Origin of the sequence: Amycolatopsis silviterrae (genome assembly GCF_042684085.1) — a bacterium.
In the GTDB taxonomy this organism is placed as follows: Bacteria; Actinomycetota; Actinomycetes; order Mycobacteriales; family Pseudonocardiaceae; genus Amycolatopsis; species Amycolatopsis silviterrae.
In genome coordinates this window covers 22,845-47,829 of the sequence record NZ_JBHUKS010000001.1, presented here as the reverse complement: position 1 = coordinate 47,829, position 24,985 = coordinate 22,845, and the positions used below count along the sequence as shown (strand labels likewise).

26 protein-coding genes are annotated in these 24,985 nt (G+C 70.5%); 14 read left to right on the top strand and 12 right to left on the bottom strand.

Going from position 1 to position 24,985, the window contains the following annotated elements; translation table 11 throughout:
* Window positions 1-18: 18 nt before the first annotated feature.
* The gene (locus tag ACFSVL_RS00225; RefSeq protein WP_378299161.1) at window positions 19-900 is read left to right on the top strand and encodes an AAA family ATPase; all 882 of its coding nucleotides are present in this window, start codon (window positions 19-21) and stop codon (window positions 898-900) included.
* Window positions 897-2,297, top strand: coding sequence for a vWA domain-containing protein (locus ACFSVL_RS00220; RefSeq protein WP_378299160.1), 1,401 nt, complete (start codon window positions 897-899; stop codon window positions 2,295-2,297). Before ACFSVL_RS00225 ends, ACFSVL_RS00220 begins: the two co-directional genes overlap by 4 nt.
* Here ACFSVL_RS00220 and add read toward each other — a convergent pair.
* Window positions 2,275-3,258 carry an adenosine deaminase gene (add, locus tag ACFSVL_RS00215; RefSeq protein ID WP_378299158.1) on the bottom strand — a complete coding sequence of 328 codons (984 nt, stop codon included), beginning with the start codon at window positions 3,256-3,258 and terminating at the stop codon, window positions 2,275-2,277. The two genes, ACFSVL_RS00220 and add, sit on opposite strands and share 23 nt — an antisense overlap.
* Before the next feature lie 119 nt (window positions 3,259-3,377).
* Between add and ACFSVL_RS00210 the strand changes: the two genes are divergently transcribed.
* Entirely contained in the window at window positions 3,378-3,581 is a 204-nt protein-coding gene (locus tag ACFSVL_RS00210; RefSeq protein ID WP_378299156.1) for an antitoxin, read from the top strand.
* A gap of 174 nt (window positions 3,582-3,755) precedes the next feature.
* On the opposite strand, the gene recQ is transcribed toward ACFSVL_RS00210, so the two are convergent.
* A complete protein-coding gene (gene recQ, locus ACFSVL_RS00205) occupies window positions 3,756-5,600 on the bottom strand; it encodes a DNA helicase RecQ (RefSeq protein ID WP_378299154.1) in 1,845 nt (614 codons plus the stop codon).
* 242 nt (window positions 5,601-5,842) lie between these two features.
* Between recQ and ACFSVL_RS00200 the strand changes: the two genes are divergently transcribed.
* Window positions 5,843-6,277 carry a DUF6314 family protein gene (locus tag ACFSVL_RS00200; protein WP_378299152.1) on the top strand — a complete coding sequence of 145 codons (435 nt, stop codon included), beginning with the start codon at window positions 5,843-5,845 and terminating at the stop codon, window positions 6,275-6,277.
* 54 nt (window positions 6,278-6,331) lie between these two features.
* Here ACFSVL_RS00200 and ACFSVL_RS00195 read toward each other — a convergent pair whose 3' ends face one another.
* Window positions 6,332-6,481, bottom strand: a complete 150-nt coding sequence (locus tag ACFSVL_RS00195; RefSeq protein ID WP_378299150.1) for a hypothetical protein — start codon at window positions 6,479-6,481, stop codon at window positions 6,332-6,334.
* A gap of 249 nt (window positions 6,482-6,730) precedes the next feature.
* Here ACFSVL_RS00195 and ACFSVL_RS00190 point away from each other — a divergent pair, with 249 nt between their 5' ends.
* The gene (locus tag ACFSVL_RS00190; RefSeq protein WP_378299148.1) at window positions 6,731-7,237 is read left to right on the top strand and encodes a mycothiol transferase; all 507 of its coding nucleotides are present in this window, start codon (window positions 6,731-6,733) and stop codon (window positions 7,235-7,237) included.
* A gap of 407 nt (window positions 7,238-7,644) precedes the next feature.
* Here ACFSVL_RS00190 and soxR read toward each other — a convergent pair whose 3' ends face one another.
* Window positions 7,645-8,112: a redox-sensitive transcriptional activator SoxR gene (gene soxR / locus ACFSVL_RS00185; protein ID WP_378299146.1), complete on the bottom strand. Its 468-nt coding sequence runs from the start codon at window positions 8,110-8,112 to the stop codon at window positions 7,645-7,647.
* A 98-nt stretch (window positions 8,113-8,210) separates the two neighbouring features.
* Between soxR and ACFSVL_RS00180 the strand changes: the two genes are divergently transcribed.
* The gene (locus tag ACFSVL_RS00180) at window positions 8,211-8,771 is read left to right on the top strand and encodes an NADPH-dependent FMN reductase (protein ID WP_378299144.1); all 561 of its coding nucleotides are present in this window, start codon (window positions 8,211-8,213) and stop codon (window positions 8,769-8,771) included.
* Here ACFSVL_RS00180 and ACFSVL_RS00175 read toward each other — a convergent pair.
* A complete protein-coding gene (locus ACFSVL_RS00175) occupies window positions 8,759-9,994 on the bottom strand; it encodes an FAD-dependent oxidoreductase (protein ID WP_378299142.1) in 1,236 nt (411 codons plus the stop codon). The genes ACFSVL_RS00180 and ACFSVL_RS00175 overlap by 13 nt on opposite strands.
* A gap of 56 nt (window positions 9,995-10,050) precedes the next feature.
* On the opposite strand from ACFSVL_RS00175, the gene ACFSVL_RS00170 reads away from it, so the two are divergent.
* On the top strand, window positions 10,051-10,638 hold the full coding sequence (locus ACFSVL_RS00170) for a TetR/AcrR family transcriptional regulator (protein ID WP_378299140.1): 588 nt from the start codon (window positions 10,051-10,053) through the stop codon (window positions 10,636-10,638).
* Here the strand turns inward: ACFSVL_RS00170 and ACFSVL_RS00165 are convergent.
* From ACFSVL_RS00165 to ACFSVL_RS00155, 3 genes are read right to left on the bottom strand one after another with little or no spacing between them, the layout of a single operon-like run.
* Complete coding sequence (locus ACFSVL_RS00165; protein ID WP_378299138.1) at window positions 10,635-11,120, bottom strand: hypothetical protein; 486 nt, start codon at window positions 11,118-11,120, stop codon at window positions 10,635-10,637. The genes ACFSVL_RS00170 and ACFSVL_RS00165 overlap by 4 nt on opposite strands.
* Complete coding sequence (locus ACFSVL_RS00160; protein ID WP_378299372.1) at window positions 11,117-12,463, bottom strand: ATP-binding protein; 1,347 nt, start codon at window positions 12,461-12,463, stop codon at window positions 11,117-11,119. Before ACFSVL_RS00160 ends, ACFSVL_RS00165 begins: the two co-directional genes overlap by 4 nt.
* Window positions 12,464-12,522: 59 nt before the next feature.
* A complete protein-coding gene (locus ACFSVL_RS00155) occupies window positions 12,523-13,203 on the bottom strand; it encodes a response regulator (protein ID WP_378299136.1) in 681 nt (226 codons plus the stop codon).
* A gap of 112 nt (window positions 13,204-13,315) precedes the next feature.
* Between ACFSVL_RS00155 and ACFSVL_RS00150 the strand changes: the two genes are divergently transcribed.
* On the top strand, window positions 13,316-14,218 hold the full coding sequence (locus ACFSVL_RS00150) for a phosphatase PAP2 family protein (protein WP_378299134.1): 903 nt from the start codon (window positions 13,316-13,318) through the stop codon (window positions 14,216-14,218).
* 47 nt (window positions 14,219-14,265) lie between these two features.
* On the opposite strand, the gene ACFSVL_RS00145 is transcribed toward ACFSVL_RS00150, so the two are convergent.
* The 3 genes from ACFSVL_RS00145 to ACFSVL_RS00135 form a co-directional block, all read right to left on the bottom strand.
* A complete protein-coding gene (locus ACFSVL_RS00145) occupies window positions 14,266-15,240 on the bottom strand; it encodes a pirin family protein (protein ID WP_378299132.1) in 975 nt (324 codons plus the stop codon).
* 366 nt (window positions 15,241-15,606) lie between these two features.
* Window positions 15,607-16,422: an alpha/beta fold hydrolase gene (locus ACFSVL_RS00140; RefSeq protein ID WP_378299130.1), complete on the bottom strand. Its 816-nt coding sequence runs from the start codon at window positions 16,420-16,422 to the stop codon at window positions 15,607-15,609.
* 10 nt (window positions 16,423-16,432) lie between these two features.
* A complete protein-coding gene (locus ACFSVL_RS00135) occupies window positions 16,433-17,515 on the bottom strand; it encodes a peptidase dimerization domain-containing protein (RefSeq protein ID WP_378299128.1) in 1,083 nt (360 codons plus the stop codon).
* Window positions 17,516-17,587: 72 nt separating this feature from the next.
* Here ACFSVL_RS00135 and ACFSVL_RS00130 point away from each other — a divergent pair, with 72 nt between their 5' ends.
* On the top strand, window positions 17,588-18,508 hold the full coding sequence (locus tag ACFSVL_RS00130; protein ID WP_378299126.1) for a hypothetical protein: 921 nt from the start codon (window positions 17,588-17,590) through the stop codon (window positions 18,506-18,508).
* Window positions 18,509-18,514: 6 nt separating this feature from the next.
* On the opposite strand, the gene ACFSVL_RS00125 is transcribed toward ACFSVL_RS00130, so the two are convergent.
* Window positions 18,515-18,982: a MarR family winged helix-turn-helix transcriptional regulator gene (locus tag ACFSVL_RS00125; protein ID WP_378299124.1), complete on the bottom strand. Its 468-nt coding sequence runs from the start codon at window positions 18,980-18,982 to the stop codon at window positions 18,515-18,517.
* Window positions 18,983-19,115: 133 nt separating this feature from the next.
* Between ACFSVL_RS00125 and ACFSVL_RS00120 the strand changes: the two genes are divergently transcribed.
* The 5 genes from ACFSVL_RS00120 (at window position 19,116) to ACFSVL_RS00100 (ending at window position 24,951) form a co-directional block, all read left to right on the top strand.
* Window positions 19,116-20,297 (top strand): FAD-dependent monooxygenase, encoded by a 1,182-nt coding sequence (locus ACFSVL_RS00120; protein WP_378299122.1) that lies wholly within the window; start codon window positions 19,116-19,118, stop codon window positions 20,295-20,297.
* Window positions 20,298-20,422: 125 nt separating this feature from the next.
* The gene (locus tag ACFSVL_RS00115; protein WP_378299120.1) at window positions 20,423-22,255 is read left to right on the top strand and encodes an FUSC family protein; all 1,833 of its coding nucleotides are present in this window, start codon (window positions 20,423-20,425) and stop codon (window positions 22,253-22,255) included.
* A gap of 74 nt (window positions 22,256-22,329) precedes the next feature.
* A complete protein-coding gene (locus ACFSVL_RS00110; protein WP_378299118.1) occupies window positions 22,330-23,097 on the top strand; it encodes an NPP1 family protein in 768 nt (255 codons plus the stop codon).
* Between the two features lie 195 nt (window positions 23,098-23,292).
* Window positions 23,293-24,489, top strand: a complete 1,197-nt coding sequence (locus ACFSVL_RS00105; RefSeq protein WP_378299116.1) for a CaiB/BaiF CoA transferase family protein — start codon at window positions 23,293-23,295, stop codon at window positions 24,487-24,489.
* 33 nt (window positions 24,490-24,522) lie between these two features.
* Entirely contained in the window at window positions 24,523-24,951 is a 429-nt protein-coding gene (locus ACFSVL_RS00100; protein WP_378299114.1) for a MarR family winged helix-turn-helix transcriptional regulator, read from the top strand.
* Window positions 24,952-24,985 lie beyond the last annotated feature (34 nt).

The window sequence follows — 24,985 nt, the reverse complement described above, 5'->3', positions numbered from 1 at the left end:
GATCGCTTAGGAGGTCACGTGGGCACCGGGTTTTTCTCGTCCGTCGACGACGTGTCGGCGCAGCTGGCCGAGGCCGGGTACCTCGCGTCGACCGCGGTCGCGACCACGGTGTTCCTCGCCGACCGGCTGGGGAAGCCGCTGCTGGTCGAGGGCCCGGCCGGGGTCGGCAAGACCGCGCTGGCGACGGCGGTCGCCGAGGTCACCGGCTCGCGGCTGGTGCGGTTGCAGTGCTACGAGGGCATCGACGAGGCCCGCGCGCTGTACGAGTGGAACCACGCGAAGCAGTTGCTGCGGATCACCGCCGGCCGCGACGAGACGTGGGACGAGGCGCGCACGGACATTTTCGGCGAGGAATTCCTGCTGCGCCGTCCGCTGCTCACCGCGATCTCCGGCACCGAGCCGACCGTGCTGCTGATCGACGAGACGGACAAGGCCGACGTCGAGATCGAGGGTCTGCTGCTGGAGGTGCTCGGCGATTTCCAGGTCACCGTGCCCGAACTCGGCACGATCACCGCGACGCAGCAGCCGTTCGTGGTGCTGACGTCGAACGCGACGCGCGAGCTGTCCGAGGCGCTGCGGCGGCGGTGCCTGTTCCTGCACATCGACTTCCCGGACGAAGCCCTCGAACGCGAGATCGTCCGGCTGAAGGTGCCCGGTATCGAGGCCGCGCTGGCGGATTCGGTGGTGCGGGTGATCGCCGCGCTGCGGGCGATGGACCTGCGGAAACTGCCGTCGGTGGCGGAGACCGTCGACTGGGCGCGCACGCTGCTGGAGCTGGGCGCGGGCACGCTCGACGAGCGGGTGGTGCGCGAAAGCCTCGGCGTCGTGCTGAAGCACCAGGACGACATCGCGAAGGCCGGGGCCGGGCTGAATCTCGACCAGGTGCTGGACGCGTCATGACCGCCGCGCCGGGCCTCACCGGGCGGCTCGCGGAGTTCGTGCGCGCGCTGCGGGCGCAAGGCATCCCGGCCGGTCCCGGCGAGACCGCCGACGCGGCAGCCGCGCTGGAAGTGCTCGGCCTGGACGACCGCGAGCTGGTCCGCGAAGGCCTCGCCGCGGCACTGGTCCGCCGGGGCGGCCAGCGGTCGGTGTTCGACGCCGCGTTCGACCTGTACTTCCCCGCCGGCGTCGGCGCTCCCGAACTGGCGCGCGAAAACCCGCCGCAGAACCGGGAAGAACTGCGCGAGGCGCTCGCCGCCGCCCTCGCCGAAGGCGACGACCAGGCGCTGGACCAGCTCGCCGGACTCGCGGTGGACCTGCTGGGCCAGTACGGCGTCGGAACCGGCCCAGGCGGCGGCTACTCCGCGCACCAGACGCTCGACCGCCTGCAGCCGCAGACACTCATCGCCCAGGTGCTGGCTGCGATGCGCGCGTCGAGCCCCGCCGGTGCGCCTGGTGCGCCCGGTTCGCCCGACGAGTTCACCGACCGGCTCACCCGCGACGAAATCCGCCGCCGCGTCGAGGGTTTCCGCGGCCGAGTGCGGACCGAGGCGCGCCGCCGAGCCGCCGAACTCCGTGGCCGCGAACGGATCGCCAAGCACGCGATCGCCCCTGCCGCGGACCGCGTCGACTTTCTCATCGCGAGCCGTACGCAATTGGCCGAGCTGCGGCGAACCATCCAGCCGCTGTCCCGCAAACTCGCCACCCGCCTGGCCGCGCGCCGCAAACGCACCACCCGCGGCCACATCGACCTGCGCCGAACGCTGCGCCGTTCACTCTCTACTGGTGGGGTACCTCTGCGTCCAGCCTACCGGCATCGCCGCCCCGGCCGCCCGGAAATCATCCTGCTGTGCGATCTTTCCGGTTCGGTAGCGGGTTTCGCGAACTTCACGATGCTGCTGGTGCAAGCATTGCGGGACCAGTTCAGCAAAATCCGCGTCTTCGGTTTCGTGGACAGCGCCGACGAGGTAACGCACCTCGTGGACACCGGCACCGCGGACCCCGAACAGCTGGGCGCGCGAATGCTCAGCGAAGCAGCGGTAGTCCGCTGGGACGGACACAGCGACTACGGCCGCGCGCTGGGTCAGTTCACCGCGCACTGGCTGGACGCGGTCGGCCCGCGCACGTCGGTGCTCATCCTCGGCGACGCCCGCACGAACGGCGGCGACCCGAACCTCGACGCCGTCCGCGCGATCCGGTCCCGCGCGCGGCACGTCCACTGGCTGAACCCCGAACGCCGATCCCTGTGGGGGACCGGCGATTCGGCCGCGCCGGACTACGCGGATCTGGTCGACATGCACGAGTGCCGAAACGCGCAGCAGCTGGGTGTACTGGTCACGCGCCTGCTGCCGACCTGAGCCAGTCGTCAATCTCCTTGTGCAGCAATGCTTTCGTCTCCTCCGGGGCGAACGACGCCGTCACCGCGTTGCTGGCCAGCTTGGCCAAGGTCGCGTCGGTGAAACCGAAAACTTCCCTCGCCCGGGTGAATTCATCGGTGATCGTGGTGCCGGTGACGTCCGGGACGTCGGTGTTGAGCGTGACCGCGAGTCCGGCCTCGACCAGCCGGGGCAGCGGGTGCTCCGGAAGCGACGGAACCAACCCGAGCGCGACGTTCGACGAGGGGCACACCTCCAGCGCGATCCCGCTCTTCGCCGTCTGAGCCGCCAGCTCCGGGTCTTCGAGAATGCGGATTCCGTGCCCAATGCGCTCGGACCTACCGATTTCGATCGCCTCGCGGATACTCTCCGGCCCAGCGTCCTCGCCAGCGTGGTGGACGAGATGCAGCCCCGCCTCCCGCGCCCGGACGAACACCTCCTCGAACGGGGCCAGGGAGTGGCGTTCCTCGCCAGCCATCCCGATCGCGATGATTTCTTCGTGTTGCCGGGCCAGTTCCAGCGTCTTCATGGCCCGTTCGAGCGACCGTCGCCGGGAATGGTCGAGAATCAGCCGCCATTGCAGGCCATGCTCTTCACCGCCTTCCGACAGTCCTTTAAGGACTGCGCGGAGGGGCATCTCGAGATCCCCGAGCCGTTCCCCGTGCGAGGCAGCGGTGAACGTGACCTCGACGTACCGAGTCCCCTGAGCGGCTTCGTCCGCGCAGAATTCCCGGGCGATCCGCTCGAAGTCTTTCGGCTCCCGCAGACACGACCGGGTGAGACTGTTGCGATCCGCGAACGCCCGGAACCCGTCGAAGTTCGCCGGCCTGTCCGGCAGCGAAACCCCATGGGAGGCAGCGAGTTCCTTGAGCGTAGCGGGGCGGATGGTGCTTTCGACATGGACGTGGAGGTGGACCTTGGGAAGGGCGGAAAGATCGCGCACGCGTGGATGATGCCTGGCCGGCGCGCCTTTTGTCATGCTGGTTTCGCCGGGAACCCAGGGCGGGCGGGAGACGTTGGGGAGGGTGACGGAGGTTTCCTCAGGGGAAGGGGCTGGGTGCGATGGCTTTGATGAAGCGACTCACCGTGCTGGCCGGTGCCGCGAGCGCGGTGTCGTATGTGCGGAAGAACCCGCAGAAGGTCAACGAAGCCGTGGGCAAGGCAGCGCGGTTCGTGGACGAGAAGACGAATGGCCGGTACCACTCGCAGATTGCAGGGGCGGTGCGGAAGGTCGCGGACACTACTCGGCCGCGGAGGGCTGAGTGAGGCTTGGTTTGGGGGAGTAGGCGCCAGGCTTGTGATGGCCTGGTGCCGGGTCCGTGCGGGTTGGCTGCGTAGTTGCCCGGCGATTCCGCATGGCTGAGGTGTGCATGGGCGGGCGCGTGCGCCGAGAGTGCCTGGGCTGGAAGGCCATCCCGGCCGCATTGACCGTTCCGGGCCTCACTCCTCGGCCAGCGCCGCGAGCACTCCCTCCCCGTACTTCGCCAGCTTGTTCTCGCCGACGCCGCTCACCGTGCCCAGTGCGTCGAGCGTTGTCGGCATCAGAGTGGCGATTTGGCGCAGCGTCGCGTCGTGGAAGATCACGTATGCCGGGACGCCCTGTTCCTTGGCCGTTGCCCCGCGCCAGGCGCGCAGGCGCTCGAACACCGGTGCCGCTTCCGCGGGCATGTCGACCGGCGCGGCGGCTGTGCGGCGGGAGGTTCGCGGGGCGCGTGCCGCGCGTTCGGGTTCGCGGCGCAGTTGCACCTCTTGCGAGCCGTTCAGCACCGCGGTTGAACCTTCGGTCAGCACCAGCGACCCGTAGTCCCCTTCAACCGCCAGCAGGTTGCGCGCCAGCAGTTGCCGCACCACCGCGCGCCACTCCGGTTCGCGCAGTTCGGTGCCGATGCCGAAGACCTTCAGCGTGTCGTGCTGGAACTGGGTGACCTTCGGGGTCGTCTTGCCCAGCAGGATGTCGATGATCTGGCCCGCGCCGAACTTCTGCCGTCGTTCGTTGCGCAGGCGGACCACTGTGGACAGCAGTTTCTGCGCGGGAATGGTGCCGTCCCAGCGTTCCGGCGGGGTCAGGCAGGTGTCGCAGTTCCCGCACGGCTCACCGGACTGCCCGAAGTACGCGAGGATCTGCGTGCGCCGGCATTCGACCGTCTCGCACAGCCCCAGCATCGCGTTCAGGTGCTGGGCCTGCAGGCGACGGTGCGTCTCGTCGCCCTCGGAGTTGTCGATCATTTTCCGTTGCTGCACCACGTCTTGCAGCCCGTACGCGAGCCAGGCGGTGGACGGCTGCCCGTCGCGGCCCGCCCGGCCGGTTTCCTGGTAGTAGCCTTCCACGGACTTCGGCAGGTCCAGGTGCGCGACAAACCGGACGTCCGGTTTGTCGATGCCCATGCCGAACGCGATCGTCGCGACCACGACGAGCCCGTCCTCGCGCAGGAACCTCGCCTGGTTCGTCGCGCGGGTCGACTTGTCGAGTCCCGCGTGGTACGGCAGCGCCGGAATTCCGTTCTGTACCAGGAATTCCGCCGTTTTTTCCACGGATGCGCGGGACAGGCAGTAGACGATTCCGGCGTCGCCCTGGTGCTCGGTGCGCAGGAGGTCGAGCAGCTGCTTCTGCGGCGAGTTCTTCGGCACGATCCGGTATTGGATGTTGGGCCGGTCGAAGCTCGCGACGAAATGCTTCGCGCTGTCCAGGCCGAGCCGCTGCGAGATTTCCTTGTGCGTGGCCTCGGTCGCGGTGGCGGTGAGCGCGATCCGGGGCACGTCCGGCCAGCGTTCGTGCAGCGACGACAGCATCAGGTAGTCGGGCCGGAAATCGTGGCCCCACTGGGAGACGCAGTGCGCCTCGTCGATCGCGAACAGCGCGATCTTGCCGCGGTCGAGCAGCCGCACGGTGGATTCGACCGACAGCCGTTCGGGCGCGAGGTAGAGCAGGTCCAGTTCGCCTGCGACGAACGCGTCTTCCACCTCCTGCCGTTGCGCGAAATCCTGCGTGGAGTTGAGGAATCCGGCGCGCACGCCGACGTTGCGCAGCGCGTCGACCTGGTCCTGCATCAGCGCGATGAGCGGCGAGATCACCACGCCGACGCCCGGCCGCACCAGCGCCGGGATCTGGTAGCACAGCGATTTCCCGCCGCCGGTGGGCATGAGCACCAGCGCGTCGCCGCCGGAGATCACGTGCTCGACGATCTCCGCCTGGTCGCCGCGGAACGCGTCGTAGCCGAAGACGCGCTGCAGGGTTTCGAGAGCGGGGGAACGGGTGGCCTGCTCGGCCAGATCGGGGTGCGCCACCCGGCCGATTCTAGGGCGACGGGCGGTCCGGTCGAGCCTGCCCCGCCGGGTACGGCGCGAGAGTCCCCATCGCTCCGGTCGTTTTCGGGGGCTGCGGCGGGGTCGATCGCACAGGGTGAACAGCATGCCGACTGGTGACGGAGGGGATGATGGGACCCTTCACGCCACCCTCGTGACAGACGGTGTCGAGCCGGTCGTCCCAGTGCCGTTCGCCTTAGGCCTGGAGGCGCACAATGGGATCTGTGGCTTTTCCGATCAATGACCTGACCGGGTACTTCTCCGGCGAATGGCAGCTCGCGCGCGAGATCGTCGACGTCGACGGGGCGGCGATGGGCGAGGCGAGCGGCCGCGCGACGTTCACGTCCGAGGACGGGGTGCTCGTCTATCGCGAGTCGGGAGAGCTGCAGCTCGGAGCGCATCGCGGGCCGTTCGTCCGTACGCTGCACTACCGGCCGGCCGGGGCCGCCCGCGCCGCGGTGCACTTCGACCACGGCGGGTTCTTCCACGATCTGGACCTGGCGACCGGGGAGTGGACGGCCGATCATCCGTGCGCCGCCGACTGGTACCGAGGGGCGTACCGCGTGCTCGACGACCGGCGGTGGGAGCAGGAATGGGTGGTGACCGGGCCGGCCAAGGACCACGTGATCACCAGCCGTTTCACCCGTGCGGACGGGTGATTCGCCAGTGCCTGCCGGGCTTACGCTCCGGTAGGCATCGAAATTTGGTGCGGACTACTTGCGCCGGTTGCGCAGAATCACCAGCAGCACCACCACGGCCGAAACCGCGCAGGCGGCGGTGATCACCATGCCCGCCCAGGCGGGAATCGCGATCCCGGCGATGCTGTCGAAGCCGGGCAGGGCACGGGGCGCGGTGATCGCCACGGGGCCCTCCGTTCGCGTCGTCGGTGGTGCTGGTTGTGTCGCAGCGGATTTTACCTGACGCCGGACGATGCCGTCAGGGTCCGAAGTGGACGGTCGCGGTCACCCTTGGTAGCTAGTGGATTTTGCCGTGCTGAGGCGGTTTGGCGGGTGCGAGGGGACCCCTCGCGCCAGTCGAGTCACGACGCTGGGCAGCGGCGGATCTTCGGGGCATGATCGAGGCAAGCGCACGACGACGGAGAGGAGCGCGAGATGAATGTGGCCGATCTGCTCGTGGACGGGTTCGGCCGGGTCCGCGAGGTGGTGCACCAGGCAGTCGACGGGCTGTCCGCGGAGCAACTGGCGGCGCGTCCCGGCCCGGAGGCGAACTCGATCGGCTGGCTGGTCTGGCATCTGGCGCGAGTGCAAGACGACCATGTCGCGGGCGTCGCGGGCACCGACCAGTTCTGGACGGCACAGGACTGGCGCGCGAAATTCGACCTGCCGTTCCCGGCCGGCGACATCGGTTACGGGCACAGCAGCGACGACGTGGCCAAGGTGCGGCCGGAGTCGCCGGATTTGCTCACCGGCTACTACGACGCCGTGCACGAGCACACGGTGTCCTGGGTGTCCGGCCTTGATGCGGCGGCGCTGGACCGCGTGGTCGACGAAGGCTGGGATCCACCGGTGACCTTGGGTGTCCGGCTGGTCAGTGTGCTGTCCGATGACCTGCAGCATGCTGGGCAGGCTGCTTATGTGAGGGGGTTGCTGTTGGGGTGACTGTGCCGGAGTGACTGACGCGGCGGGCGAGTGACCGGGTTCTGCCGGTTCTGCCGGGGCGGCTGTGGGTGGCCTGGTGAGTGGCTTCCGGGCGGGAGTCCGGGTGGTCTGGCTTGCGGGCGGGCGGGCCTCAGCCGCCTGTGGGCGGTGGGCCCTGGACTGCCTGCGGGCGGGGGACGGTCGGCTGAGGGGCGGGGCCTGAGCTACCTACCGGTGGCGGGCGGCGGGGTCGCGAAGCTGGGTGGCTCGGTTGCGGCGCACGCTCGGAGTCGTGCAGTGCGGCTGTGGTGAGGCCGCTGTCGTGAGGGTCGGCGTTGAGGGCCCGGCCGCGGTCAGGCCCGCGCAGCGTGAAACCTCGGTCGCGGTGAGACCTCAACTCGGCGCGCGGGCCCGGGCACAGCGAGGCCTCACTCGTACCGCGCCCCGCGGTGGTCTGGGAGGCGTCGTGGGCCGGGGCCGTCTTGGCCTAGTTGGTCGTCTGGGTTGGCGAGGCGGCATTTGGCCAGGGACATGCAGCCGCAGCCGATGCAGTCGTTGAGCTGGTCCCGGAGTTGTTCCAGCTGGCGGATGCGCTGGTCCAGGTCGGAGCGCCAGCAGGACGAGATGCGGGACCAGTCGGCGCGGGTGGGGGTTCGGTCGTCCGGGAGGAGGGCCAGTACCTCGCGGATCTGCGCCAGCGGCATGCCCACCCGCTGCGACATGCGGATGAACGTGACCCGTCGCAGGGTGTCGCGGCGGTAGCGGCGCTGGTTGCCCGTGGTGCGCCTGCTGCGGATCAGGTTCTCGTCCTCGTAGAACCGCAGGGCCGACGCCGGTACGCCGCTGCGGCGGGAGAGTTCGCCGACGGTCAGTTCGGGCAGTTCGGTTTTCACCATGCGGTCCAGCATAACTTGACTTAAAGGGAGGTTGAAGTTCGAGACTCGGTTCCGGAAGGCGGGAAACCTGGTCCCGCCCCGGGAAAGAGGAGAAAAACGTGTCCGAAGGCTCCGTCCGGCTCGCTGTGCTCGTCGGCAGCGCCAGGGAAGGGCGGTTCGCGCCCACGGTCGCGCGCTGGTTCGGCCGCCAAGCCGGCCGGCATGGCGGGTTCGACGTGGACGTGATCGACGCCGCCGAGATTTCGTTGTCGCTCGCGATGAACGGCGAAGGGGGTGCGCCGGTTTCTGCTCGGCTGGCGGCGGCGGACGCGTTCGTCGTGATCACGCCGGAGTACAACCACAGTTACCCGGCGGCGCTCAAGAACGTCCTCGACTGGTTTCGCGGCGAGTGGCATGCCAAGCCGGTCGCGTTCGTGTCCTACGGCGGGATTTCCGGTGGGCTGCGGGCGGTGGAGCACCTCCGGCCGGTCTTCGCTGAGCTGCATGCCGTAACCATCCGGGAGACCGTCAGTTTCCACGGGGTGCACGGGCGGTTCGGCGAGGACGGGGAACCGGTCGATCCGGAAGCGGAGGTCGCGGCGAAGGCGTTGCTTGACCAGCTTGAGTGGTGGGCGCGTGCGTTGCAGGACGCTCGGGTGGCCCGGGCTTATCCGGCGTGACTGTCCACAGCGGACCGTCGGGCGAAGGCTGGTGCGTGTTCCGGGCGCAGGCCGATGCCGCCGAGGTAAGCCGTGAAGCCGGAGAGTGCTGGGAATCGTTGCAGGGCACGCATGGGCGTGGGGAGGCGGTCCAGGGTTCCGGCTAGGGCGGGGCGTAGCAGCATGTTGTGTTCGCCTCGTTGGTTGGACTGCACCGCGACCGTGGGAAGCAAGCGGCGGCGGCGTACGGCGGCTAGGCGGGACGTGGGGAGTTGGCCGCGTCGCAGGGGGTCCGCGAGGAGGCGGGCGGTGGCGACGGCGTCTTGTACCGCGAGGTTCACCCCGACGCCGCCTACTGGGGACATCGGGTGTGCTGCGTCGCCGATGCACAGTGCGCCAGGGGCGTGCCAGCGTGGCAGCAGGCCCATGGTCACCTCCAGCAGCTTGACGTCGTCCCAGGAGCGGATGGCGGAGAGTTGCTCGGGTGTCCAGCCGAACAGCTCGGCTAGCCGGGAGCGGAAGTCTTCGATGGGGGCGGAACGCAGCTGCGCGTTGTGGCCGCGGGGGATGAGATACGAGGTCTGGTAGTAGTCGCCGCGATCCATGGTGACGGAGGCGTATCCGGGGCCGAACCGGGCGAACACCCCCTGTTCGCCCGGTCCGGCTTTCGGCACTCGCACTTGCCAGACGTCCATCGGGACCTCTGTCTCCCGCAGTGCGAGGCCGAGTTCTTGGCGGACTGTCGACCAGCGTCCGTCGCAGCCGACCGTCAGCGGGGCGGCTAGTTCGTGGACTGTGCCGGTCTCGTCGCGGTAGTGGACGCCGGTGACGCGGCCGGCATCTTGGCGGAGCGAAACCACCGAAGCGCCCATGTGCAGGGTGAAATTGGGCTCGGCGGTGCCTGCTTTCGCTAGCAGGCCAAGGAATTCCGACTGCGGCACCATGGCGATGTGCCGGTGCGGGCCGCGCAGTCTGCTGAAGTCGGCGGCTATCACGGTTTCTCCGCCGATCTCCATTTTCATCCGCTCCAGGACCGAACGCGACAGCGCGGCGAACTGCGGGCCGAGGCCCAGTTCGTCCAGCAGGCGCAGCGTGGACGGATGCACGGTGTCGCCGCGGAAATCCCGCAGGAAGTCCTGGTGCTTTTCCAGCACGACGACCTCGACGCCGGCCCTGGCCAGCAGCAAGCCCAGCATCATGCCCGCCGGGCCGCCGCCGGCGATCACGCATCCGGTCCGTTCCATCGGGACCTCCAATCTTAGAGACACTCTAAGTTTAGGGTAACGCTAAGATCCTCGCCATGACCGGGTTGCGGGAAGAGAAGAAGCGGCGGACCCGCCAGGCGCTGATCGAGGCCGCGCTCACGTTGTTCGACGAGCAGGGCTACGACGGCACGACGGTCGCGGAGATCGCCGCGCGGGCGAAGGTTTCCCCGGCGACGTTCTTCAACTACTTCGCCACCAAAGAGGACGTCGTCTTCGCTGACCAGCATCTTTACGACGAAGTGGTGGACGAGGTGTTCGCGGCGGCGGAGCCGGGCGGGCCGGTCGGCGAGCTGGTGAAGAAGACCGTGCACGCGCTGGCGACGGCGGACGCGTGGAGCTTTCCGCTGGACCATCCGCTCACCGAGGTGCGCACCCGGCTGCTCGCCTCGGTGCCCGCGCTGCGTGCCGGATATCTGCTGCGCAACTCCATGGTGGGCGACCGGTGGGCGGAGAAGCTGTACGGGACCTGCGCGCCGCAGCTGGATCGGATCGAGGCCGCCGCGTTGACTGGCGCGGTGCTCGGGGCATTGGAGGCGGCGTTGCGGCAGGTGCCGGACGGGCGCAGTGCGACGGAGGTGGTGCTGGCGGTCGTCGACCGGGTTGTGGCTGGGTTTGTGTCCTAGTTGCAGTACAGGGATTCGAGTTTGGTGTCCGAGGCGACCACGGTGATTCCCTTGCTGACGGGTTGCCCAGACGCCGCCAGCGAGGCGGATACGGTGCAGACCACCTGTTGCAGGCCGATTGGGTACAGCTCTTTCATCGATTCGGCGACGGTCACGGTCACCGGCTGGGCCGAGGTGTCGACCGTGACGTGCCTGCCGGGCGAGAGCATCGAGTAGAAGCCCTCTTTTTCTTCCAATGACGTCGGGCCGCCGAAGAGTTCGGTCAGCACGGTCGTGGGGGTTGCGTCCCTCGCCCAAGCCCGCTGTACCGGGCTGAGTTGGCCCGCGTAGACGAAGTAGAGCGTGATTTGCGGACGCGGCGCGCCCAGCTGGAAGCCGGCGGGCGCGTTGCCGGCCGGGATCACGCCGGTCGGCTGGATGCCGCAGCCGGCGAGGGCCAGGACTGAAACCAGCGCGCCGACGAGCCAGGGGAGACGTTTCATCGTTCCTCCCTCAGGGTGCGGGGCATCCGGAGCGTGAATCGTGCTCCGTCGCCGGTGTTCGCCGCTTCGATGTCGCCGCCGTGCAGCCTTGCGTTTTCCCGCGCGATCGACAAGCCGAGGCCGCTGCCGTCGGAGCGGGCCCGCGAGGTGTCGGCCTTGGCGAAGCGGTCGAACACCTTCGGCAGCACCTCTTCCGGAATCCCCGGGCCGTGGTCGGTGACGGTCAGCGAGACCGTCGCGTCGTCGGCGCTCAGCTGGATCTCGACCGGCGGCGCGCCGTGGTGCAGGGCGTTTCCGACGAGGTTCGCGATGACGAGATCGAGCCGGCGCGGGTCGGCGGGCACGGTGACGCTGGGCAGGTCGGCCACCACGGAGCCGGTCCAGCCGCGGGCGGCGAGCGTGTTCGTCACCGCCTCGGCCAGGTCGACCTCTTCGACGCGCAGCTCGGCGCGTCCGGCGTCGAAGCGGGAGATCTCGACCAGGTCCTGCACGAGCCGGGTCAGCCGGCGCGTTTCGGCCGACACCAGCCGCGCGGCGACGGCGGTGTCCGAGGGCAGCTGGTCGGCGTCCTCGTCGAGGACGTCGGTGACCACGTTCATCGCGGCCAGCGGGGTACGCAGCTCGTGCGAGACGTCGGCGACGAACCGGCGCGCGTCGGCCTCCATCTCGCGCAGCGAGCCGACGGTGCGTTCCAGCTCCGCCGCGGTGTTGTTGAACGTGGTGACCAGCTGGGCCAGTTCGTCGGAACCCTTGGCGGGCAGGCGCACGTCGAGCTGCCCGTCGCCGAGTTTGCGGGCCGCCGAGTTGAGCGCGCGCACCGGCTGCAGCACCTGGCGCGCGGCCAGCAGCGCCAGCGCGACCGCGATCGGCAGGGCCAGGGCGGTCATCTGCCACGCGCGCGTCGCCAGCTGCTCGATCGCGGCCTGCTGGGCGGCCAGCGGGACCGTTTTGTAGACCTCGATGCCGGTGTGCTCCCAGTTCGTCCCCCGGTAGCGCAGCAGCGGCATCCCGATGTAGAGCACCGGGCGGCCGTTCTCGATGACCCGCTGGAACTGGATGCTGGTGCCGCCCGCGACCGCGCGGCGCAGCCCCTCGGGCAGGATCGCCGGATTGAGCCCGACGCGCGAATGCAGCGAGCCGAAGACCACCGTCGTGACGCCCTTGAGCGAACTCGCCATGTTGTCGAGCTGCCGCTGGTCGGGAGGGAGGGTCAGCTGCGGCAGGTACGTCGAGACCTCGTCGCGCAGCTGCACCATCGCCGGGTCCTGCACGCCGGCCAGGATCGTGGTGCGCCCGGACACGTAGCTCGCGCCCGCCGCCGCCCCCGCGCCGACGAGCGTCATCGCCGCGAAGGCCAGCACCAGCCGGAGGCGGAGCCCGGACACCCACGACCGCAGGCGTTTCACGAGCGGCCGAACCGGTAGCCGAATCCGCGGACGGTCTGCACGTGGTCCGGCCGCGCCGGGACGTCCTCGATTTTCGCGCGCAGGCGCTGCACGCAGGCGTCGACCAGGCGGGAATCGCCGAGATAGTCGTGGCCCCACACCGAGGCGAGCAGCTGGCTGCGGCTGTACACCTGGCCCGGCGTGCGCGAGATTTCCAGCAGCAGCTTCAGTTCGGTCGGGGTGAGCGAGACCTGCTCGCCGTGCTTGTGCACCAGCATCCCGGCCCGGTCGATCACCAGGTCGCCGTGCTGTTCGGGGGCGGCGGACCCGGGCTCGGCGGCGGTGCGCCGCAGCACCGCGCGGATCCGGGCGTCGAGCACGCGCGGTTCGACCGGCTTCACGACGTAGTCGTCCGCGCCCGCTTCGAGGCCGGCGACGATGTCGAAATCGTCGCTGCGCGCGGTGAGCATGATGATCGGCACCTGGCCGAGCGTGCGGATCCGGCGGCAGGTCTCGAACCCGTCGATGCCGGGCAGCATGAGGTCGAGCACCACGAGGTCCGGAGCGCGTTCGCGCAGCTGCGCCACGCCGTCCTCGCCGGTCGCGGCCGTGTGCACCGTGTGTCCCTGACGGCGCAGCGCCAGCTCCATGCCCTCGCGGACGGACGCGTCGTCCTCGACCACCAACACCACTGCCACAGGGGCCATTATTCGTACTGCTCCCGGATCCGCGCGAACCGGGCGGATCTTGTAGCGAAACCATGACACAGCTCTGACGAGATCCCGAAATCCGGCGGCCAGTCTCGAAGACATGGCAGTGCTGACTCCTCAAACGCCGACGTCCGAAGTGCCCCCGTCCGCGCCCCGGCACGCGCTCGCCCCTCGCCGGCGTTCGCGGACCGCAGTGCTGGTCGCGGCCGCGATCGGGTTCGCGGGCGCGTTCGTCGTCGCCTACCTGCTGTTCGTGCGGACCGAGGCGGGGCAGCGGGCCGAGGACGGGGTCGTCCGCTTCGCGCAGAATCTTCCGCGGTCCACTGTGGACTGGGCGCGGCCGCTGGCCGGGCTGGACGGGGTCGTGTTCTTCGGCGCGGCCGGGATCGTCGTGGTGCTGCTCGCCCTGGTGCGCAAGCGGTTCGCGCTCGGGGTGACCGCGCTGGTGCTGTACCTGCTGCCGATGGCCGCCGCGCAGCTGCTCAAGATCTACCTGCTGGACCGGCCGGACGTCGGCTCGGAGGGAGCCCCGCACCACAACAGCTTCCCGAGCGGGCACGTGAGCGCGGCCACCGCCGTCCTGCTGGCGCTGGCCGTGGTGCTGCCCGCGCGGTTCCGGACCTGGGTGCTCGCCGTGGGTGCGCCCGGCGTCGCCTGGGTGGCCGCGGCGACCGTCGCGCTCAGCTGGCACCGCCTGTCGGACACCGTGGGCGCCTGCCTGCTCGTGGCCGCGGTGGTGTCGGCGGGTGCGGCGGTCGTCTCGGCGCGGCGTCCGGACGGCGGGCGGATCCCGGTGGTGCTGACGGGGGTCGCGCTGCTCGGGCCGGTCGCGGTGGTGCTGGGCGGGTACGCGGTGCTGGCCTCGGCCACCTCGGCTCCGGCGCGGTTCGTGGCGGCGCTGGTGATGGCGGCGGTGAGTGCGGTGGCGGTGCTGCTGCTGGCCGCTGGGCCGCTCCGGCCGGTGAACTTCGACCCGTCCGGGGCGCGGAACCGGTTGCGGTAGGCGGTGGGCTCGTGAGTGCTGGCGCCGGTTCTAACCGGGATTGCCGCTCACGACGGGTTGCGGCGCGGCTTGATCCGCACCGCGGGCAGCGGGGGAGCGGGTATCCGCGCGGGGCCGCCAGGGTAGGACTCGACCGCGCCGAACTGGTCGGAGTTCGCTTCCCACGCCTCGCGGTATTCGGCGATCTCGTCGTGGGTGCGGCCGACGAAGTTCCACCACATCAGGATTTCCTCGCCGAACGGCGGGCCGCCGAGGACGATGACGCGGGCCGGCGCGGAACCGGGGTTGTGCAGGTCGAGGGTGGTGGCTCCGACGCCTAGGTAGCCGAGCTGGGCCTGCTGCAGCGGGGTGCCGGCGAAGGTGATCTCTCCGGTGTCGAGCAGGACGCCGTGTTCGAAGGACGGGTCCGCGGCGAGGCTGAGCGTCACCCCCGGATCGACGACGATTTCCGCGCCCAGCAAGGGAGTGAAGGTCTGCACCGGCGAGGTTTCCCCGGCGAGCGTGCCGAGGAAGACGCGGGCGGTAGCGCCGTCGAGGTCGGTGGACGGCGGGGCGTAATGCTGGAAGTCCCGGGCCGTGTGGCGGTGCTCGTCCGGCAGGGCGACCCAGAGCTGGACGCCGTGCAGCGTCGTGGTTTCCGGAGTCGAGACCTCTTCGTGGCAGATGCCGCGGCCGCCGGTCATCAGGTTCAGCTCGCCGGGGCGGACCATCGCGTGCGAGCCGAGGCTGTCGCGGTGCTCGATTTCGCCGGTGAACAGCCAGCTCACCGTTTGCAGGCCGGTGTGCGGGTGCGGGCCGACGGACATGCCGCCGCTGACGGAGGTGTCGTCGGGGCCGTAGTGGTCGGCGAAGCACCAGGCGCCGATGAGGGAGCGCTGGCGCTGGGGGAGCGTGCGGCGGACCGGCATCGCGCGCGGGCCGCCGAGCGGGACGGAGCGGGCGTCGAGGATCTCGACCTTGCCGGGGGAAACCGGGTCGCCGCCGCAGGTCAGTTCGGCCGGGTCGGTCTCGACGTTGCTCATGCTTGACACGATAACCGGCGGGGACGCTCTGAAGCTTCACGGCGCGGCGAGCCAGGTCCGTGAAGGACCCCTTGAGGGAATCTGGGGCCTATGCCGGGGACTCGGCGGCCACGGGGTGCCGGTTGAGGTGGGGCGGCCCGGGCCGACGGGGGCCAGCGGGGCTCTTGCTGGCGAGGGCGGCGAGGTCGGGTTTTGTCGTCTGTGAAGGACCCCTTGGGGGAATCAGATTCCACCAAGGGGTCCTTCACAGACGTGAAGATGCGGACGGCCGGCGGGCTGAGGCGACGTGGCTTGGCTCCGGGCACTGATGCTGAAGTCCCTCAAGGAGTCCTTCACGGAACGCTGTGGCGGACGAGGCCGAGGCGGTCAGCGATCGAGGACGTGGCGCAGCCAGTCGAGCGCCGTCGGGAGGGCGTTCAGCACCGAGATGTGGCCGTCGCGCGGGCGGAGCCACAGTTCGGCGTCCGGGAGGTTCCGCAGGAGCCATTGGCTGTGGCTTGCCGGGACGATCTGGTCCTCGCCGCCGTGTACGAGCAGGACCGAGGTCCGCACGTCGGCCGTGGGGAAGCCCCACGGTGCCGCGTACGCGAGGTCGTCGTCGGCTTCGGCGGCTGCGTTGGAGGCGGCACCGGCGTCCTCGCCCAGCGGGGCCCACGTGCCGCGCAATGTCGCCCAGTCCGCGTCGGTGAAGGGCGGCGGGCCGGATTCTTCGTGCTGCAGGCGGGTTTCGCGGCCTTCGCGTGCGGTGCGCAGCGCGCTGTCGTCCGCCATTCCGGCGTACCAGTCGTAGTCCTCGGAGAACGGCGCGAGCCCGGCCAGGCTCACCGCGGCCACCGTTCGCTCAGGCAGTCCGGCGGCGCAGGCCAGCGCGTGCGGGCCGCCGCCGGACGCGCCCGCGACGGCGAAACGCGGCAGGTCCAGGGCGTCGGCTAGGTGGCGGACGTCCGAAGCGGCCGAGCCGACCGTCCGGCCCGGGACCGGAGTGGACCCGCCGTATCCGGGGCGGCCGTAGGAGACGACGCGAAATCCCCGTGCGGCCGCGGCCTCGACGACGGGGGAGAGCAGGCGGCCGGATTGCGGGGTCCCGTGGTGCCACACCAGCGGGAAACCGTCGGTTCCGCTGTCGTGGACCCGGAGATTCCGGCCGTCCGGCAGCGGCAGGTCAGCGGTGATCGTCCCCATGCGGAGGACTTTAGCGGGCCCGCCGCGCGCGATCGGCGAAGTTGTCCCAGGCCTGCCGCACCAGTGCGGGGTGCGCGAGGAGGTCCGACGCGGTCCTGGCCAACGCCGCCGCGGTCGCGAGCAGCACGGTCCGGGCCCGTGGCGAGCCGGTCGCCTCGGCGAACGCCCGGCTGCCGACCGCGCGCGCCGGGTCGAGGAGCGCGACCGACGGGTGGATGACCGGCATCCGGACGCTCAGGTCGCCCACTTCCGCCCGGCCGGGGATTGCCTCCGCACCCGCCGGGGACGCGTGGATCCCGCACGCGGCGAGATGCCGGGCGAAGTGCCCGGAGAGCACCGGATTGTCTTGGAACCGCGCGTGAATCGGGCCGAACCGTTCGACGTTCGCCTTGGTTCCGGTCGCCATCGCGGCTCCTTCGGCGGCCGCGGTCAGCTCGGTGACCACTCGGCCCAGCGCGTTCGCATCCGGCGCGCGCAGGCCGAACCGGGCTTCGGCGAAATCGGGCACGACATCGGTGGATTCTCCGCCGTGCGTCACGATTCCCCGTACGGTCGCGCCGGCGGGCAGCCGGGCCCGCAAGGCGGCGATCGCGGTGAAGACCTGGATCAGGCCTGCGACCGCGTCGGTGCTGTCTTCGGGAGCTGGACCCGAATTCCCGTGCACGGTCACCCGGAGTTCGGTCCGCGCGGCGAGCGGTGCGACGGCCCAGGTGTGCACGCCGGGCTGGAAAGTGAGCACCGCGTCGATCTCGTCGGCGGGGCGGTCGGTGACGACGACGGAACCGGATTCCAGCGTCCGGACGGTGGCGAGCGCGGCGCCGACGACCGACGCGGCGAGGAGGTTGTGCCCGAATTCCGGGAGCCGGTCAGGCGGGAGAAGCAGGGCCACGCACGGACGCCCGGCGCCGTAGCGCGCGGTGCGGCCGGTCACCTCGAACCCGGCGGCGGCGAGCTGCCCGAGGTCCGGCGCCTGGTCGCCGCCCGGTTCGCGGGACAGGGCCCAGAGCCGCTCGGCGAGCAGCTCGATCTCGTGGTCGGTCCGGTCGTGCCGGTCCTCGTCGGACTCCATGCCGCCGAGGTACCCAGCGGGCACGGATTCGATCCCAGCCGAAAGTGGGTAATTCGGCCGTGGGCGCGACGCCGCCGGTGCGCGATTGTCACTGGTATGACAGCGGGAACCTACCGGGTGCTGCCGGCCGAGGTGTCGGCGATCGTGAAGAACGTGGAAGGCCTCGGCGCCTCGGCGTTTTCGGCCGTCCGCGACCTCGAGACCCTCGTGATCGACGCCTTGTCGTTCGCGGGCATCGGCAGCGGAGTCGCCGCGGCGAACACCTTGCTGCAGTCGAAACTCGTGTCGTCGCTCGGCGACTTCGTGAAGCTGATCGAACAGGTCAACGGCAAGGTGCAGCACGCCGCGCACAACTACGCCGACGCCGACACCGCGGTGGCCGAGGGCTACGGCGGCGGTACGGGCGGCGGAGGAGCCGGGGCCGGCGGCGGCGGTGCGGCTGCTGGGGGTGCCGCACCGCAGCAGCTGGACGACCGGGTCGTCGATTCGATCATGCGGTCCGAGGGCGCGACCGGCGAACAGGGCGGAGTGCGCGAGGCGTACGGCTTCCGCGAGAGCATGCACAACGGCTACGACCAGATCATGGCCGCCCGTCGGCAGTACGGCCTCGGCAGCGCGGAGGAACGCGCCGTGGTCGCGCAGCTGATGACCGCGAACGCGCGGCACGCCGGTGCGCTGGAGTTCAGCGACCCTGGCACGCAGGCCGCGATCATGTCCGGCGCGCACATGCGCGGCGCGGGCGGCGTCCGGGCGATCCTGAACCACATGGGCGGCGCGGACATCGTGCAGAGCGCGCGCACGCTCGACCCGGCCGCCGTGCAGCAGCTGCAAGGGTTGTCGCCGCAGGAATTCCAGCAGCAGTTCCACGACGCCCGGCTCGAGTACGACCGCGAGGTCTACGGCGACACGACCACCCGGCAGAACGGGCACACGCAGAACTGGTGGGACCGCTACGGAAACGGACTGACCCAGCGTTACGACCGCGAGCAGCGGGAATTCCTCCGGCTGTCGCGGTAATCCGCTTCAGTCCACATCGGACAACCGGGCCGTCAGGTCCTCGACCAGCCGGGTCAGCAGCCGGTCGAGGACCTGGCGGTCTTCCGCCGTCCAGCCGCTCATCGCGTCGGCGAACCAGCCCTCGATGACCGCGACGTAGCGTTCGGCCGCGGTTTTTCCTTCCGGGGTCAGCTCGATCAGCCGGGCCCGCTGGTCGTCCGGGTCGGCCACGCGCCGCACCAGGCCCCGGCTTTCCAGCCCCTGCACCTGCCGCGTCACGTGCGGGCCGACGACGTTCATCCGGTTCGCGATCTCGCCGACCCGCAGCGGGGAGTCCGCGATGTGCAGGATGCCGAGCACGCTCATCGCAGGCCGTTCCAGCGGCAGCCCGGTGGCCCCGACCGCGCGCTCGAACAGCTTTCCCCGGCGCAGCGACTCGCTCAGCTCGTTCAGCCGGGGAAGCAGGTCCCGGAGCAGGGAAGGGACGGCCGACATCGCGGGCTCCTTGATTAGATACCTAACTTAGGTATACAGTTGGGTCACCGGGATCGCGCGAGGCGGTTCCGGCCGGTCTTGAAAATGATACCTAAGGTAGGCATCTACTGCCTGCCGGGGGAAGGGGAGAACCATGAGCAGGAGTGTGCTGATCTCGGGGGCGAGCATCGCGGGCCCGGCGCTGGCGTACTGGCTGAACCGGTACGGCTTCGCGGTGACCGTGGTGGAGAAGGCGTCGGCCGTGCGCGGCGGCGGCTACCCGATCGACATGCGCGGCCCGGCGGTCGAGGTGCTGCGCCGGATGGGGCTGGAGGAGCAGGTGCGGGAGCGGCACATCGCCACCCGGCGGCTGTCGTTCGTCGACGCGGACGGCGGCGTGCTGAACAGCGTCGCGCCGACCGCGATCACCGGGGACGAGGCCGGGTACGACATCGAACTGGCCCGCGGCGACCTCACCAGCCTGCTGTACGACGCAGTCCGCGACGACGTCGAGTTCCGCTTCTCGGAGTCGATCGCGACGCTGGACGACCGCGGCGACCGGGTCGACGTGACCTTCTCCAGCGGCCGGAGCCAGACGTTCGACCTGGTCATCGGCGCGGACGGGCTGCATTCGAAGACCCGCTCGCTGGCCTTCGGTCCGGAGGAGCGGTTCCACCGTTACCTCGGTTACTGCTTCGCCGGATTCACCATGCCGAACCACCTCGGCCTGTCGCGCGAGGGCATGTCCTGGGCGGTCGCGGGCCGGTCGGCGTCGCTCTACGCCGTGGGAGGCGGCGACCAGGTGCACGGGTTCCTCGTGTTCACCCACGCCGAAGCGCCCTTCTCCGCGTTCGCCGACCCGGCCGCGCAGCGCGAGCTGGTCGCGAGCCGCTTCGAGGGCTGCGGCTGGGAGGTGCCGCGGATGGTGGAGGCGATGCGCTCGGCGGACGACCTGTTCTTCGACGTGGTCAGCCAGATCCACATGCCGGTGTGGTCGAAGGGGCGGGTCGCGCTGGCCGGGGACGCCGCGCACGCGACGTCGTTCCTGTCCGGGCAAGGGTCCAGCCTCGCGATGATCGGGGCGTACCTGCTGGCGTACGAACTCGCCGACGCTCCGCACGACGTCGCCTTCGCGGCCTACGAGAAGCGGTCGCGGGAGTTCGTGGAGGCCAACCAGGCGCTGGCCACCTCCGGATCGACGGTGATGTCGCCGCGCACCGAGGAGGAGCTGGCGACGCGGAACGCCTTGTTGCGGGGGGCGGACGGGCTGCCGGGGGAGTCGAGCCACGAGGTGCACACCATGCTGACGCTGCCTCCGGAGCGCGCGACCGTGTGAGGTCGTGAGTGGCAATCCCGGTTCTAACCGGGATTGCCACTCACGAGGTCTGTGCTGGCGACAGTGCGCCTGCCCGCGCGTGCGAGGCTACGCACGGGAAATGCGTGGTGACGGAACGGGGCGGGATGAACGCGATTGCGCGCGGCGGCGGGATGCTCGTGGCGATCCTGGTGGTCGTCGGCGGTACGGCCGGGCTCGGGGTGGCGCTCGGGCTCGGCGCGACGGCGATGCTGGCCGGGCTGACCGCGTTGTTCTGCTTCATCGCGGCCACCGGCGGGCCGTTGCGGCCGGATCTGCTGCTGCTCGCGGCGTTCGCGCCGGCGGTCGTCGTCGGCGGGGCCGGGCCGCGGCTGCTGGGCGAGGTGTCGCCGGTCGCGTCGATCGCGCTGCTCGTGCTGGTGGCGTTCGCGTCTGCGGTGGTGCCCGCGCTCGGGCCGCGGTACGTGACGGTCGGGCTCGGGCTCGGCATGGCCTCGGTGTTCGGCTACGGCTTTCAGCTGAGCGGGGCGGCCAGCCCGGTGCAGATCATCTGTGCGCCGGCGCTGGCCGTCGGGGTCGTGTTCGTGCTGCGGCTGCTGATGGGGCTGAGCGATCCCGGCAAGCCGACCCGCACCGCGCTGGCCGACGCGCTCGCCGGACCGGATCGGGCGAGCGCGGAACGGGCGGTGCGGTTGTGGGTGACCGACCGGCCGCGGGCGTGGCAGGCGCGGGTGCTCGCGGGCGGTGCCCGGTACCACGGAACGGCGGCGGTGCTGCGGGACCGGCTGCGGGCGTTCGACGAGGACCAGGCGGCGGCGGTCTCCCGGGTGCTCGACGCCGCGGACGAACAGGTTGCGGCGCTTGCCGAAGCGGTGCGGGCCAAGACCGTTTCGGAACCGCCGGAGGTCGAACGGGTCGACGCCGGGGTCGCGCTGCCCGGGGACACCGGTGCGCTGCTCGACGAAGCCTGGGCCGGGCTGTTCGCGATCCGCGAGGCGGTGCTCGCCCGTGACGAGTCCATTGTGGACTTCCCGCGGCATCTCGTCCGCGAGGCGCTGCGCCGCGAGGCGACCGGGGTGTTCTCGTGGCGGTCCGCGCAGTTGCGGCACGGGGTGCGGTGCGCGCTGGGGATGCTGGTCGCGGCGGTGATCGCGACGTTCCGGCCGGGCGACCCGCTCACCGTGTCGTTCCTGATGACGACGTTCGCGCTGATGCAGCCGGAATGGCGGGACACGCTGGCGAAGGCGTGGCAGCGCGCCGCCGGTGCGGTGGCCGGGGCCGTGGTGCTGGCGGTCGCGCTGTGGCTGTTGCCGCCGGATGCATTGCTGCCGCTGGGGATTGTCGCGCTGCTCGTCGGGTTCCCGTTCATGCAGGTGCAGCCGATGGTGTTCAACGGCTGCATGGTGCTGATGAGCGTCGGGATGAACGCGACGACGCGGCATCTGGACGCGGTCTCGGTGCTCGTGGAGTACCTGCTGCTGGTCGCGCTGGCGGTGGTGATCGGGCTGCTGTTCGGCTTCGCCGCGGTGCCCGGCGTGCCGAAACCGTCGGTGGCGCAACGGTTTTCCGACGCGGTCGAGGAGACCGGCGAACTGCTCGCGTCGGTGGCGGAGCGGCTGCGCGGCGGAGGCGGGCGCCGGGAGGTCGGGCTGCGGTTCCGCGCCGCGGCCCGGACGCATCAAGACCTGCTGAGCCCCGAGCCGGGCAGCCGGGAGCCTTCGGCGGAGCAACGGGAAGCCCTGGAAGAGGCCGGACAGGGACTGCGTGGGCTCGCGGCGTCGGCGGGCGCGCTGCTGCAGCGGGAGGAACCGTCGCCGACGATGGCGTCCTTCGCGGAAGCGGCCGCGGGCGCGCTGGCGGGGAGCGGTGAACTGCCGCCGCGACCGGCCGACGTCGACGAGGAGGAACGGCTGCTCGCCGACCTCGTGCGGGCCGACCTGCTGCGCGTGCACCGGGGCGCGGAGGTGCTCGCGGGCTGAAGTGGTCCGTGCGGCCATCGGATGCTTCCCCCGCGTCCCTTCACCTTCCGCGTTCGCGGTGTCACCATCCGGACATGAGGAAACTCCCGATCGCCCGCGTCGCGACGGTGGCCGTAGGCACGGCGTTGCTGTTCCCGGTGTCCGCGGCGTACGCCGACCCGCCGCACAACCTGCCGCAGAACGCGAGCGGGTACGAGCAGACTTTCTCTCCCGCCTACGACTACGACGGTGACGGCTGCTACGCCACGCCCGCGATCGGCCCGGACGGCACGCTCGCCCCCGGCCTCAAGACCACCGGCGCGGTCAACGGCAACTGCCGGGACAAGTCGGACCTGGACAACTCCCAGACCTACTCGCGCGCCACCTGCAACCACGGCTGGTGCGCGGTCGTCTACGCGAGCTACTTCGAGAAGGACCAGGCAGTCGACGGCAGCGGCCTGGGCGGGCACCGGCACGACTGGGAGCACGTGATCTCGTGGGTCGACCAGTCGTCGAACCAGGTCGAATACGTCACGACCACGCAGCATTCCTCGCAGGTGACCTACCCGAGGTCGAAGGTGTCCTTCGACGGCTCGCACCCGAAGACCGTCTACCACAAGGACGGCCCCGGCACGCACTTCTTCCGCCTGGCCGACGCCCACGACGAGCCGCCGGAGAACCATTACCACGATTGGCGGTACCCGCCGCTGGTCGGCTGGGACGGCTGGCCGTCGACGTCGCTGCGAGACCGGTTGATGGCCGCGGACTTCGGTGCTGCAACGATTAAGATCAGCGAAGGTCAGTACCAGGACCTGCTGGAAAAGTCGAAGCCGAGCGGCATTCCTTTCGACCCGCGGGGCTGACTGTCCGTGAGGGGAACCCTGAGGGACTCTGATTCCCTCAGGGTTCCCCTCACGGACCACGCAAACCGCAGCGGACCCATCCAGCTAGCGAGGAACCCAGCCCTGGCCCTGCACCCCCAGACCGTCAGCACAATCGGCTTCGGGGTGCCCCACGCAACACCGCAACCAGCCCCAAGCCGAGGAATAGTGTCCAGCATGCACTCACCGGAACCCGCGCTCCCGCTGGACGGATTCACCGTCGTCTCCATCGAGCAAGCCGTAGCCGCCCCCTTGGCCACCCGCACCCTCGTCGACCTCGGCGCCCGCGTCATCAAGGTGGAACGCACCGACGGCGGAGACTTCGCCCGCGACTACGACCACGTCGTCCACGGCACCGGCGCCCACTTCGTCTGGCTCAACCGGGGCAAGGAATCCCTGGCCGTAGACCTCAAAGCCGAGGAAGGCCGCGACGTCGTCAAGCGCCTGATCGCCCAAGCCGACGTCTTCGTCCAAAACCTCGCCCCAGGCGCCGCCGCCCGGCTGGGCTTCGGTGCGGAGGACCTGCGGGCGAACCACCCCGAACTGGTGGCGGTAGACCTCTCCGGCTACGGCACCGGCGGCCCCCGGGAGCAGCGCAAGGCCTATGACATGCTGGTCCAAGCCGAAGCCGGCCTGATCGGCATCACCGGCACCCCGGACACCCCGGTCAAGACCGGCATCCCCACCTCCGACATCGCCTCCGGGATGTACTGCGCGCAAGCGGTGCTGGCCGCCCTCCTGCGCCGCTCGCGAACCGGCCAGGGCGCGACGGTCGAGGTCTCGATGCTGGAGGCGACCGTCGAGTGGATGGGCTACGCGATGTACAGCCAGATGTACTCCGGACGCCAGCCCGCGCGCATGGGCCTGAGCCACGCCTCGATCGCCCCCTATGACGCGTATCCGACGAAAGACGGTCAGATGCTGATCGGCGTCCAGAACGACAGCGGCTGGCGGACCCTGGTCACCTCCGTCCTCGACGCGCCGCAGCTCGCCGGCGACCCGCGGTTCACCACGAACGTCGAGCGCGTGAAACACCGCGCGGAATGCGACGCGGCAGTCGCCGCCGAGACCAGCCGATGGTCCACAGTGGAACTCGACGAACGGCTCGCGAAGGCGGGAATCCCTGCCGCGCAAGTGAAACAGGTCGCCGACGTCGTGGCCGACCCGCAGCTGCGCGCCCGGGACCGCTGGCGCAAGATCGGCACCGAACACGCCACTGTGGACGCCCTGCTCCCGCCGGTGACGTTCGCGGACGTCGAGGCGCGGATGGGCGACGTGCCGGCGTTCGGGGCGCATACCCGTGCGCTGCTTGAGGAAGCCGGGGTGGACGCGGACGCGCTGCTGAGCCGGGGGATCGCCGCTGGACCGCGTTGACAGTTGTATGGTGCATCTCTAGCATCGGGCGGCATGCCGGGAGAAGACCGCGACGGCGACGCCCTGGATGCCATCCACCGCGCGATGATCCTGTTTTCCCGCGGGTCCCGGGTGCGCTCCAACGAACTGTACGAGGGGCTCGGGTTCGTGCAGTACACGATGCTGTCCTCGATCGACCTCGCGGACTGCGCGCACGCGGCCGATCTCGCCCAGGAGTACGGGCTTGACCCCTCGACGGTGAGCAGGCAGCTGGCGGAGCTGGAGACCGCCGGGCTGCTGGTGCGCGGGCCGGATCCGAAGCACGCGCGCCGGCAGCGGCTCGAACTCACCGAGGCCGGGCACCGGGCGCTGGCGATTACCCGTGCGGCGCAACGGGAACGGCTCGAGGACCGGCTGCGGGACTGGCCGCACGCGGACGTGGCCGAGTTCGGCCGGTTGCTGAGCCGGTTCGTCGGGTCTTAGGGGGCCACAGTGGTCCACAGTGGACGGTGCGGGC